The sequence below is a fragment of the Salmonella sp. 2018103 genome (genome assembly GCF_026247685.1).
Taxonomy (GTDB): domain Bacteria; phylum Pseudomonadota; class Gammaproteobacteria; order Enterobacterales; family Enterobacteriaceae; genus Salmonella; species Salmonella enterica.
Map to the genome: position 1 here is coordinate 20,505 of NZ_CP111029.1, position 12,279 is coordinate 32,783.

Annotated in this window: 12 protein-coding genes; all 12 read left to right on the forward strand. The window is 60.3% G+C overall.

Features of this window, described 5'->3' with window-relative positions:
- Positions 1-33: 33 nt before the first annotated feature.
- The 12 genes from torC (at position 34) to OLG56_RS00140 (ending at position 12,250) form a co-directional block, all read left to right on the forward strand.
- Positions 34-1,218 carry a pentaheme c-type cytochrome TorC gene (gene torC, locus OLG56_RS00085; RefSeq protein WP_061377467.1) on the forward strand — a complete coding sequence of 395 codons (1,185 nt, stop codon included), beginning with the start codon at positions 34-36 and terminating at the stop codon, positions 1,216-1,218.
- The gene (gene torA, locus OLG56_RS00090; RefSeq protein WP_001621068.1) at positions 1,208-3,760 is read left to right on the forward strand and encodes a trimethylamine-N-oxide reductase TorA; all 2,553 of its coding nucleotides are present in this window, start codon (positions 1,208-1,210) and stop codon (positions 3,758-3,760) included. Before torC ends, torA begins: the two co-directional genes overlap by 11 nt.
- Entirely contained in the window at positions 3,753-4,385 is a 633-nt protein-coding gene (gene torD / locus OLG56_RS00095; protein ID WP_000595421.1) for a molecular chaperone TorD, read from the forward strand. Before torA ends, torD begins: the two co-directional genes overlap by 8 nt.
- A 189-nt stretch (positions 4,386-4,574) precedes the next feature.
- Complete coding sequence (locus OLG56_RS00100; RefSeq protein ID WP_000724461.1) at positions 4,575-5,975, forward strand: cytochrome-c peroxidase; 1,401 nt, start codon at positions 4,575-4,577, stop codon at positions 5,973-5,975.
- A 5-nt stretch (positions 5,976-5,980) separates the two neighbouring features.
- A complete protein-coding gene (gene ccmA, locus OLG56_RS00105; RefSeq protein ID WP_000888532.1) occupies positions 5,981-6,598 on the forward strand; it encodes a cytochrome c biogenesis heme-transporting ATPase CcmA in 618 nt (205 codons plus the stop codon).
- Entirely contained in the window at positions 6,595-7,254 is a 660-nt protein-coding gene (ccmB, locus tag OLG56_RS00110) for a heme exporter protein CcmB (RefSeq protein ID WP_000990033.1), read from the forward strand. The genes ccmA and ccmB overlap by 4 nt, the downstream gene beginning before the upstream one ends.
- A gap of 51 nt (positions 7,255-7,305) precedes the next feature.
- Positions 7,306-8,043: a heme ABC transporter permease gene (locus OLG56_RS00115; protein WP_000265994.1), complete on the forward strand. Its 738-nt coding sequence runs from the start codon at positions 7,306-7,308 to the stop codon at positions 8,041-8,043.
- Positions 8,040-8,252, forward strand: a complete 213-nt coding sequence (gene ccmD / locus OLG56_RS00120) for a heme exporter protein CcmD (RefSeq protein ID WP_000074110.1) — start codon at positions 8,040-8,042, stop codon at positions 8,250-8,252. The genes OLG56_RS00115 and ccmD overlap by 4 nt, the downstream gene beginning before the upstream one ends.
- The gene (ccmE, locus tag OLG56_RS00125; protein ID WP_001053619.1) at positions 8,249-8,728 is read left to right on the forward strand and encodes a cytochrome c maturation protein CcmE; all 480 of its coding nucleotides are present in this window, start codon (positions 8,249-8,251) and stop codon (positions 8,726-8,728) included. The genes ccmD and ccmE overlap by 4 nt, the downstream gene beginning before the upstream one ends.
- Positions 8,725-10,656 (forward strand): heme lyase CcmF/NrfE family subunit, encoded by a 1,932-nt coding sequence (locus OLG56_RS00130; protein WP_061377491.1) that lies wholly within the window; start codon positions 8,725-8,727, stop codon positions 10,654-10,656. Before ccmE ends, OLG56_RS00130 begins: the two co-directional genes overlap by 4 nt.
- Positions 10,653-11,210, forward strand: coding sequence for a thiol:disulfide interchange protein DsbE (dsbE, locus tag OLG56_RS00135; RefSeq protein ID WP_000828299.1), 558 nt, complete (start codon positions 10,653-10,655; stop codon positions 11,208-11,210). Before OLG56_RS00130 ends, dsbE begins: the two co-directional genes overlap by 4 nt.
- Entirely contained in the window at positions 11,207-12,250 is a 1,044-nt protein-coding gene (locus OLG56_RS00140; protein ID WP_266027416.1) for a cytochrome c-type biogenesis protein CcmH, read from the forward strand. The genes dsbE and OLG56_RS00140 overlap by 4 nt, the downstream gene beginning before the upstream one ends.
- Positions 12,251-12,279: the final 29 nt, after the last annotated feature.

A 12,279-nucleotide genomic window follows, 5' to 3' on the forward strand; every position in this document is an offset into this window, starting at 1 on the left:
TGCGCATTAAACCATATAATTACAGGGGCTATTATGCGAAAACTCTGGAGAGCGCTACTCAGGCCAAGCGCCCGTTGGTCGATACTGGCGCTGGTCATTGTCGGGATTGTGATCGGCGTTGCGCTGATCGTGTTACCTCACGTCGGTATCAAACTGACCAGTACGACAGAGTTTTGCGTCAGCTGCCATAGTATGCAGCCGGTGTATCAGGAATATAAACAGTCCGTACATTTCCAGAACGCTTCCGGCGTACGCGCGGAATGCCACGATTGCCATATCCCCCCTGATATTCCAGGCATGGTGAAACGTAAGCTGGAAGCCAGCAACGATCTTTACCAGACATTTATCGCCCACTCGATTGATACCCCGGAAAAATTTGAAGCCAAACGTGCCGAGCTTGCCGAGCGTGAATGGGCGCGCATGAAAGAGAATAACTCCGCGACCTGTCGTTCCTGCCATAACTACGATGCGATGGATCACGCGAAACAGAACCCGGAAGCGGCGCGGCAAATGGAAATCGCCGCGAAAGAAAATCAATCCTGCATCGACTGCCATAAAGGGATTGCCCACCAGCTACCGGATATGAGCAGCGGTTTCCGCAAACAGTTTGATGAACTGCGCGCCAGCGCCAGTACGCATAATGACGGCGATACGCTCTATTCGCTGGATATCAAGCCGATTTACGCCGCTAAAGGCGATAAAGAACCGGCAGGTTCGCTGTTACCTGCTTCTGAAGTGAAAGTCCTTAAACGGGACGGTGACTGGCTGCAAGTGCAAATCGAAGGCTGGACGGAGACGGACGGTCGTCAGCGCGTACTGACGCAGCTGCCCGGTAAACGTATTTTTGTCGCCTCGATTCGCGGCGATGTGCAACAGCATGTGAAAACGCTGGAAGAGACCACCGTCGCGGCGACCAATACTCAGTGGAGCAAATTACAGGCAACTGCGTGGATGCAAAAAGGCGACATGGTAAATGACATTAAACCGATTTGGGCCTATGCCGATTCCCTCTATAACGGCACCTGTAATCAGTGTCACGGCGCGCCGGACAAAGCGCACTTTGACGCTAACGGCTGGATCGGCACGCTCAACGGCATGATCGGTTTCACCAGTCTGGATAAGCGTGAAGAACGTACCTTGTTGAAATATCTCCAGATGAATGCGTCTGATACCACCAACACGCCGCACAGCGATAAGGGAGAACACAATGAAAAATAAGGACACGCTACACGTCTCTCGTCGACGTTTTCTGGCGCAGCTTGGCGGTTTGACGGTGGCAGGAATGCTGGGGCCGTCACTGCTGACGCCCCGTAGCGCCCGCGCAGCGGATGCCGTTGCGCCAGGCGCCGCGACGAAAGAGGGTATCCTTACCGGTTCTCACTGGGGGGCGATTCGCGCCACGGTGGTTGACGGTCGATTTGTGGCGGCAAAACCGTTTGAACAGGATAAATACCCGTCCAAAATGATCGCCGGTCTGCCCGATCACGTCCACAACGCGGCGCGTATTCGCTATCCGATGGTGCGCGTCGACTGGATGCGCAAAGGTCATCAAAGTGACACCTCGCAGCGCGGCGATAATCGTTTTGTGCGCGTCTCCTGGGATGAAGCGCTGGATCTGTTCTATCAGGAACTGGAGCGGGTGCAAAAAACCTACGGGCCGAGCGCGTTACTGACGGCGAGCGGCTGGCAATCTACCGGCATGTTCCATAACGCCTCCGGGATGCTGGCGCGCGCGATTGCGCTACATGGCAATAGCGTTAGCACGGGAGGGGACTATTCGACCGGCGCGGCGCAGGTGATTCTGCCGCGCGTGGTGGGTTCAATGGAAGTGTACGAGCAGCAAACGTCATGGCCTCTGGTTTTACAGAACAGTAAAACGATTGTGCTATGGGGTTCTGATATGGTGAAAAACCAGCAGGCAAACTGGTGGTGCCCGGATCACGATGTCTATCAGTACTATGAACAATTAAAAGAGAAGGTTGCCAGCGGTGCTATCTCGGTCATCAGCATCGACCCGGTTGTTACCTCCACGCACGATTATCTGGGGCGCGATAAGGTCAAACATATCGCCATTAACCCGCAGACGGATGTCCCGTTACAACTGGCGCTGGCGCATACCCTGTACAGTGAGAAACTGTACGATAAAAATTTCCTCGATAACTACTGCGTCGGTTTTGACCAGTTCCTCCCCTATTTGCTGGGCGAAAAAGATGGACAGCCCAAAGATGCCGCCTGGGCGGAAAAACTGTGCGGTATTGACGCCGACACCATCCGCGCGTTGGCGCGGCAGATGGCGGGCGACAGAACGCAAATCATCGCTGGCTGGTGCGTGCAACGTATGCAGCATGGCGAACAGTGGTCATGGATGGTCGTCGTGCTGGCGGCAATGCTGGGACAGATTGGTTTACCGGGCGGCGGCTTTGGTTTTGGCTGGCACTACAACGGCGCCGGGACGCCTGGTCGTAAAGGGATCATTTTAAGCGGCTTTTCCGGTTCGACGACCGTTCCGCCAGTACACGACAGCACGGATTACAAAGGCTACAGCAGCACCATTCCTATTGCGCGTTTTATGGATGCCATTCTTGAACCGGGCAAGGTCATTAACTGGAACGGCAAATCGGTTAAATTACCGCCGCTGAAGATGTGCGTGTTCGCCGGGACCAACCCGTTCCACCGACACCAACAAATTAACCGCATAATTGAAGGGTGGCGCAAGCTGGAAACGGTCATCGCTATTGATAACCAGTGGACGTCGACCTGCCGCTTTGCGGATATCGTTTTGCCGGCTACCACCCAATTTGAGCGTAACGACCTCGATCAGTTCGGCAACCACTCTAACCGCGGCATTATCGCCATGAAACAGGTGGTGTCGCCGCAGTTTGAAGCGCGTAACGACTTTGATATTTTCCGCGATCTCTGCCGACGCTTTAACCGTGAAGCGGCATTCACGGAAGGTCTTGATGAAATGGGCTGGCTGAAACGCATCTGGCAGGAAGGGAGCCAGCAGGGAAAAGGTCGCGGTATCCACTTACCGACTTTCGAGGTGTTCTGGAATCAACAGGAGTACATCGAGTTTGATCATCCGCAGATGTTTGTGCGCCATCAGGCTTTCCGTGAAGATCCGGACCTGGAGCCGTTGGGCACGCCAAGCGGTTTGATCGAGATTTACTCCAAAACGATCGCCGACATGCAATACGACGATTGTCAGGGCCATCCCATGTGGTTCGAAAAAATCGAACGCTCGCATGGCGGGCCGGGATCGCAGCGCTGGCCGCTGCACTTACAATCCGTCCACCCTGATTTCCGTCTGCATTCCCAACTGTGCGAGTCGGAAACGCTGCGTCAGCAATATGCCGTTGGCGGCAAGGAACCGGTCTTTATTAACCCACAGGATGCCAGCGCGCGCGGGATCCGCAACGGTGACATCGTGCGGGTATTCAATGCACGCGGGCAGGTACTGGCGGGGGCGGTGGTTTCCGATCGCTATGCGCCTGGCGTGGCGCGAATTCATGAAGGCGCCTGGTACGATCCTGATAAAGGCGGCGACATCAATGCGTTGTGTAAGTACGGCAACCCTAACGTATTAACGCTGGATATCGGTACATCACAGCTCGCGCAGGCGACCAGCGCGCATACGACGCTGGTGGAAATTGAAAAATATACCGGCCCTATTGATAACGTCACGGCGTTTAACGGTCCGGTCGAGATGGTCGCGCAGTGTGAATATGTACCCGCATCGCAGGGGAATCCGCATGATTAAGCAGCCAGCGCTTGCTCAGGAACAGTACGCCTGCGTATATGCATGGCTGGCGTTACTCTTTTTCCGGGAAGTGGATGATGAAGGGTTAATACAATTACAGTCCGCGGAGATCGCGGACTGGCTGGCGCTGTTAAAGCGTCAGCCTGCGCTGGCGGCGTCGGTGGCGTTACTCGAACAAAAAATTGCCGCGCTTAGCCTGCGCCAGGATGCGCAGCTGGAGCTGGCCGCAGATTTTTGCGGATTGTTCCTGATGACGGATAAAAAATCGGCCTTGCCCTACGCCTCGCAATACCCGCAGCAGGAACCCGGCATGATTAAACATTTATTGCTTGAAGCCGGGATGGAAGTCAACGACGATTTTAAAGAGCCGACCGACCACCTTGCGATTTATCTGGAGTTACTCAGCCATTTACATTTTTCATTGGGTGAATCGTTCCAACAACGGAGAATGAATAAATTACGCCAGAAAACATTGTCGTCATTACTGGAATGGCTTCCGGAATTTACGAATAATTGCCTTAAGCATGATCCATATGGCTTTTATGCTGCGTTAAGTCAATTATTGTTGGCTATCGTTCGTTTTGATGACGGAAAAGAGGATTTATCCATTGTTGCGGCTGAATAAACCCTGTGACGGGCATCGCAAAATAAATCTTACGATAGTCGGGGGTTATCATATCTATAGGTTTAGCCAATTGTAATTATTGATACCAATCAATATCCATGATGGGTTTGTATTTAGTATTGACGGGCCTCATGAGTAAAAAAATAAAATTTAATTAATCATGCCGCAATACCCCATAAGGATAGTGATATGAAAAAAATTACCCTCTATGCGACAACGGTTATCACCGTTGGGCTGTTATGTTATTTAGGTTTGTCCGGGTATGTATGGTATTACGACAAACAGCGCAGTAAAAAAAGCGATGTACAGGCCTCGGTTGTGGGTGAAAATAATAAAATACTGGGTTATTTCAGGGAGAAAGGATGTGATTATTGTCATACGCCTTCCGCTGAATTACCTTTTTATTCCTCTTTTCCGGTGGCAAAGCAGCTAATGGATTACGATATCCAGCTCGGCTACAAATCGTTTAACCTGGAGGCGGTACGGGCCGCCCTGATTGCGGATACGCCGGTGCCGCAAAACGAACTGAATAAAATTGAATGGGTTATGCAACATCAGACTATGCCGCCAACCCGCTATGTCGCGCTGCACTGGGCGGGGGGCGTCAGCGATAAAGAGCGTACTGACATCCTGAACTGGATAGCCGATCAACGTGAGCGCAACTATGCCAGCGCCGATACCGACGCCGCGCACCGGAATGAACCCGTTCAGCCTATTCCGCGCAATATTCCCGTCGATGCGAAAAAAGTCGACTTAGGTTTCCGCCTTTATCATGATGAACGTTTATCCGGCGACAGCACAATATCCTGTGCGCATTGTCACGCGTTAAATGCGGGCGGTGTCGATGGCAGAAAAACCTCAATTGGCGTTGGCGGTGCGGTAGGACCAATAAATGCGCCGACGGTATTCAACTCCGTATTTAATATCGAACAATTTTGGGATGGTCGTGCTGCAACCCTGCAGGAGCAAGCAGGCGGACCGCCGTTAAATCCTATCGAAATGGCCTCTAAATCCTGGGATGAAATTATTAGCAAGCTTGATAAAGATCCTGTCCTGAAAAAAGATTTCCAGGCGGTTTATCCGCAAGGATTTACCGGGGAAAATATTACTGATGCGATCGCCGAATTCGAAAAAACGTTGATAACGCCGGATTCCGCCTTTGATAAATGGCTACGTGGAGATGAAAATGCGCTGACCGCGCAACAGAAACACGGTTATCAATTATTTAAAGAGAATAAATGTGCAACCTGTCACGGCGGTATCATTTTAGGCGGGCGCTCTTTTGAACCATTGGGATTAAAGCGAGACTTTAATTTTGGCGAAATTACCGCAGCGGATATTGGTCGTATGAACGTCACCAAAGAGGTTCGCGATAAATTACGGCAAAAAGTCCCGGGCTTACGCAACGTCGCGTTAACGGCGCCTTATTTCCATCGGGGCGACGTACCGACGCTGGATGGCGCGGTAAAACTGATGCTGCGTTACCAGGTTGGCACCGATCTGCCGCAAAACGATATTGACGATATCGTCGCCTTCCTGGAAAGCCTGACCGGTGTTTATACGCCATATCAACCTGAATATGCGCAATGACAATGATGCTTGAAGCCAGAGATCTGTACTGCGAGCGGGACGAGAGGACGCTGTTTCGCGGGCTGTCGTTCACCGTGGACGCCGGGGAGTGGGTGCAGGTCACCGGCGGCAACGGCGCGGGAAAAACCACCCTGCTGCGCCTGCTGACCGGGCTGGCGCGCCCGGACGGCGGCGAGGTGTACTGGCAGGGCGAACCCCTGCGCCGCGTGCGCGACAGCTTCCATTCCGGCCTGCTGTGGATAGGGCACCAGCCGGGGATAAAAACCCGCCTGACGGCGCGGGAGAACCTGCACTTCTTCCACCCCGGCGACGGCGCGCGCCTCCCGGAGGCGCTGGCGCAGGCCGGGCTGGCGGGATTTGAGGACGTGCCGGTCGCCCGGCTCTCGGCCGGGCAGCAGCGCCGGGTGGCGCTGGCCCGCCTGTGGCTGACCCGCGCCGCGCTGTGGGTGCTCGACGAGCCGTTCACCGCCATTGACGTTAACGGCGTGGCGCGCCTCACCCGGCGGATGGCGGCGCACACGGCGCAGGGCGGGATGGTCATTCTCACCACCCACCAGCCGCTGCCGGGGGCCGCGGATACCGTCCGCCGCCTGGCGCTGACCGGCGGGGAGGCAGGGCTGTGATGTGGCGTGTCTTCTGTCTCGAGCTGCGCGTGGCGTTCCGCCACGGCGCGGACATCGCCGGCCCGCTGTGGTTCTTCCTGATGGTCATTACCCTGTTTCCGTTAAGCGTCGGGCCGCAGCCGCAGCTGCTGGCGCGTATCGCGCCGGGCATTATCCAGGTGGCGGCGCTGCTGGCCTCGCTGCTGGCGCTGGAGCGGCTGTTTCGCGACGACCTGCAGGACGGCAGCCTGGAGCAGCTGATGCTGCTGCCGGTGCCGCTGCCGGCGGTGGTGCTGGCGAAGGTGCTGGCCCACTGGGCGGTGACCGGCCTGCCGCTGATTATGCTCTCCCCGCTGGTGGCGCTGCTGCTGGGGATGGACGTGTACGGCTGGAAAATCATGGCGCTGACGCTGCTGCTCGGCACGCCGGCGCTGGGGTTTCTCGCCGCGCCGGGCGTCGGGCTGACGGCCGGCCTGCGGCGCGGCGGCGTCCTGCTGGGCATTCTGGTGCTGCCGCTGAGTGTCCCGGTGCTGATTTTCGCCGCTGCGGCGATGGACGCGGCATCGATGCATTTACCCGCTGACGGCTATCTGGCGGTGCTGGGGGCGCTGCTGGCGGGCAGCGCGACGTTAAGCCCGTTCGCCACCGCGGCGGCGCTGCGCCTCAGCGTGCAGTAGCGCCCCGGCGCGACGGACATTTTACTGGTTTCAGGAGGTCAGGTGACGACTATGTGGAAAACCCTTCATCAGCTGGCGGCGCCGCCCCGGCTGTATCAGATTTGCGGCAGGCTCGTGCCGTGGCTGGCGGCGGCCGGCATCATCGCGCTGGCCACCGGCTGGGTCCGGGGCTTTGGTTTCGCCCCGGCGGACTACCAGCAGGGGGAGGGCTACCGCATTATGTACCTGCATGTCCCGGCGGCCATCTGGTCAATGGGTATCTATGCGGCGATGGCGGTGGCGGCGTTTACCGGGCTGGTCTGGCAGATGAAAATGGCCAGCCTTGCCGTCGCGGCGATGGCGCCGGTGGGGGCGGTGTACACCTTCATCGCGCTGGTCACCGGCGCGGCGTGGGGCAAACCGATGTGGGGCACCTGGTGGGTGTGGGACGCGCGCCTGACCTCGGAGCTGGTGCTGCTGTTTCTCTACGCCGGGGTCATCGCCCTGTGGCACGCCTTTGACGACCGTAAAATGGCCGGGCGCGCGGCGGGCATTCTGGTGCTGGTCGGCGTGGTGAACCTGCCGGTTATCCACTATTCCGTCGAGTGGTGGAACACCCTGCACCAGGGCTCGACGCAGATGCAGCAGAGCATCGACCCGGCGATGCGCTCGCCGCTGCGCTGGGCCATCGCCGGCTACCTGCTGCTCTTTATGACGCTGGCGCTGATGCGGATGCGCAACCTGATTTTACTGATGGAAAAACGCCGCCCGTGGGTGAGCGAACTGATACTGAAAAGGGGGCACCGGTGAGTCCGGCATTTTCATCGTGGAGCGATTTTTTCGCCATGGGCGGGTACGCCTTTTTTGTCTGGCTGGCGGTGGCGATGACCGTGGCGCCGCTGGCGCTGCTGGCGCTGCACACGGTGCTGCAGCGCCGGGCCATTCTGCGCGGCGTGGCGCAGCAGCGGGCGCGCGAGGCGCGGATGCGTGCCGCACAGGCGCAACAGGAGGCCGCGTGAACCTGCGACGTAAAAACCGGCTATGGGTGGTCTGCGCGGTGCTGGCGGGCCTGGGGCTGACCACCGCCCTGGTCCTGTACGCGCTGCGCGCGAATATCGACCTGTTCTATACCCCCGGCGAAATTCTCTACGGCAAGCGCGAGACGCAGCAGCTGCCTGCGGCGGGCCAGCGCCTGCGCGTCGGCGGGATGGTGATGCCCGGCAGCGTCAGGCGCGACCCGGACTCGCTGAAGGTGAACTTCAGCCTCTACGACGCCGAAGGGTCGGTGACGGTGAGCTATGAGGGGATACTGCCGGACCTGTTCCGCGAGGGGCAGGGGGTGGTGGTGCAGGGCACCCTGGAGAAGGGCAACCACGTCCTGGCGCAGGAGGTGCTGGCCAAGCATGACGAGAACTACACCCCGCCGGAAGTGGAAAAGGCAATGCAGGAAAACCACCGCCGCCCGCAACGCGCTGATAAGGACACCTCATCATGATGCCTGAATACGGCCACGCGCTGCTGTGCCTGGCGCTCGGCGTGGCGCTGCTGCTGTCCGTTTACCCGCTGTGGGGCGTGGCGCGCGGCGACGCGCGGATGATGGCGTCGGCCGGGGTGTTCGCCTGGCTGCTGTTCATCTGCGTGGCGGGCGCGTTTTTCGTGCTGGTGCACGCCTTTGTGGTTAACGACTTCACCGTGGCCTATGTCGCCGGCAACTCGAACACGCAGCTGCCGGTGTGGTACCGGGTGGCCGCCACCTGGGGAGCGCACGAGGGCTCGCTGCTGCTGTGGGTGCTGCTGATGAGCGGCTGGACCCTGGCGGTGGCGGTGTTCAGCCGGCCGGTGCCGGCGGATATCGTCGCCCGGGTGCTGGCGGTGATGGGGATGGTCTGCGCCGGTTTTCTGGCGTTCATCCTGTTCACCTCCGGCCCGTTCGCCCGCACGCTGCCGGCCTTTCCGGTGGAGGGGCGCGACCTGAATCCGCTGCTGCAGGACCCGGGGCTGATTTTCCACCCGCCGCTGCTGTACATGGGCTATGTCGGCTTCTCGGTGGCCTTCGCCTTCGCCATCGCCGCGCTGCTGAGCGGGCGTCTGGACAGCGCGTTCACCCGTTTTGCCCGCCCGTGGACGCTGGCGGCGTGGGTGTTCCTGACGCTGGGCATCGTGCTCGGCTCGGCGTGGGCCTACTACGAGCTGGGCTGGGGCGGCTGGTGGTTCTGGGACCCGGTGGAGAACGCCTCCTTTATGCCGTGGCTGGCGGGCACCGCCCTGCTGCACTCGCTGGCGGTCACGGAACAGCGCGCCGGCTTCAGGGCGTGGACCCTGCTGCTGTCCATCTGCGCCTTCTCGCTGTGCCTGCTGGGCACCTTCCTGGTGCGCTCCGGGGTGCTGGTGTCGGTGCACGCCTTCGCCTCCGACCCGGCGCGCGGGATGTTTATCCTCGCCTTTATGGTGCTGGTCACCGGCGGCTCGCTGCTGCTGTTCGCCGTGCGCGGGCACAGGGTGCGTTCGCGGGTGAACAACACGCTGTGGTCGCGCGAGTCGCTGCTGCTCGGCAACAACGTCCTGCTGATGGCCGCCATGCTGGTGGTGCTGCTGGGCACCCTGCTGCCGCTGGTGCACAAACAGCTGGGGCTGGGCAGCATTTCGGTGGGGGAGCCGTTCTTTAACACCATGTTCACCTGGCTGATGGTCCCCTTTGCCCTGCTGCTGGGGGTGGGGCCGCTGGTGCGCTGGGGCCGGGACCGGCCGCGTAACATCAGGAAACTGCTGCTCACCGCCCTGGTCTCCACCCTGGCGCTGTCGGTACTGCTGCCGTGGCTGTTGCAGGACCGCATCGCCGCCATGGCGGTGGCCGGGATGGCGATGGCCTGCTGGATTGCGGTGCTGGCGGTGGCCGAAGCCGTACAGCGCGTGTCCCGCGGCGCCAGGATTTCCCTCAGCTACCTGGGAATGGTGGCGGCGCACCTCGGGCTGGCGGTGACGATTACCGGCATCGCCTTCAGCCAGAATTACAGCGTGGAGCGTGACGTGCGGATGCGGGCGGGCGACAGCGTGACCATTCACGACTACCGCTTCACCTTCCGGGAGGTGCGGGACATCACCGGCCCCAACTACCGTGGCGGGGTGGCCCTCATCGGGGTGACGCGCCACGGCGAGCCGGAGGCGGTGCTGCACGCGGAGAAACGGCTCTACAACACCAGCCGGATGGTGATGACCGAGGCGGCGATTGACGGCGGGCTGACCCGCGACCTGTACGCCGCGCTCGGGGAGGAGCTGGACAACGGCGCGTGGGCCGTGCGCCTGTACTACAAACCGTTTGTCCGCTGGATATGGGCCGGGGGGCTGCTGATGGCGCTGGGCGGGCTGCTGTGCCTGGCGGACCCGCGCTACCGCCGCCGTAAACCATTGCCGGAGGCCGGATGAAACGCAACGTACTGTTATTACCGCTGCTGATTTTTCTGCTGATTGCCGCGGCGCTGCTGTGGCAGCTGGCGCGCAACGCGCAGGGGGATGACCCGACGAATCTCGAATCGGCACTGACCGGAAAGCCGGTGCCGGCGTTCCGCCTGGAATCGCTGGAGACGCCGGGTCAGTACTACCAGGCGGAGGTGCTGACGCAGGGGAAACCGGTGCTGCTTAACGTCTGGGCCACCTGGTGCCCGACCTGCCGCGCCGAGCATCAGTACCTGAACCGGCTGGCCGCGCAGGGTATCCGGGTGGTCGGGCTGAACTATAAGGACGACCGGGCGAAGGCGGTGGCCTGGTTAAAGGAACTGGGCAACCCGTATGCGCTGAGTTTATCGGACAGCGACGGGATGCTGGGGCTGGACCTGGGCGTGTACGGCGCGCCGGAAACCTTCCTCATCGACGGCAGGGGAATTATCCGCTACCGCCATGCGGGCGATTTGAATGCCCGGGTATGGGAAAGTGAACTGAAACCGCTGTGGGACAGATACAGCCGGGAGGCGGCGCAATGAGACGACTGTTACCGGGCATGGTGATGCTGATGCTGGCGCTGGTTATCTCCGGGTCAGCGCGGGCGACCACCGACGTGATGCCGTTTAAAGATGAAGCGCAGGAGCAGCAGTTCCGCCAGCTCACGGAGCAGCTGCGCTGCCCGAAATGCCAGAACAACAGCATTGCGGACTCGAACGCGATGATAGCCACCGACATGCGCCGCAGGGTGTATGACCTGATGCAGGAGGGGAGGAGCCGCCAGGAAATCATCGATTACATGGTGGCGCGCTACGGCCACTTTGTCACCTACGACCCGCCGCTGACCCCGCTGACGGTGCTGCTGTGGGTGCTGCCGCTGGCCGCCATCGTGGCGGGCGGGTGGATAATCGTTGCCCGCACGCGCCGGCGGGTGCGCCTGCGCCGGGAGCCGCTGCCGGCGGACACCCCGGTTTGCGGCGCGCGCGCCGGGTGGGGCGTTTACGTGCCAGGGGCCGTCATTGCGCTGGCGGTCGGCGCCGGCAGCTACGCCCTGACCGGCAGCTATCCGGTCAGGGCCTGGCAGCAGGCGACGGCGCAGACGCCCGGGCTGCTGGCGCGGGCGCTGGACCCGCAGGCGCAGCCGCTGAATGAAGAGGAGATGGCGCGGCTGGCGCTGGGGCTGCGCACCCGCCTGCAGAATGATGCCGGCAATGTTGAGGGCTGGCTCATGCTGGGGCGCATCGGTATGGTACTGGGTAATGCCGGTACCGCCACCGGGGCGTATGCGAACGCGTACCGTCTGGACCCGAAAAACAGCGATGCGGCGCTGGGCTACGCGGAGGCGCTGACGCGCTCGTCCGACCCGGAGGATAACCGCCGCGGCGGGGAGCTGCTGCGCCGGCTGGTGAGCCGCGACCACACGGATATCCGGGTGTTAAGCCTGTATGCGTTCAGCGCCTTTGAGCAGCAGCGCTTTGATGAGGCGGTGGCGGCCTGGGAGATGATGCTGAAGCTGCTGCCGGCGGGTGACGCCCGGCGGGCGGTGATAGAGCGCAGTATCCGGCTGGCGCAGGAGAAATAAGACCCTGACGGCCCGGTGGCGTGGCGCCA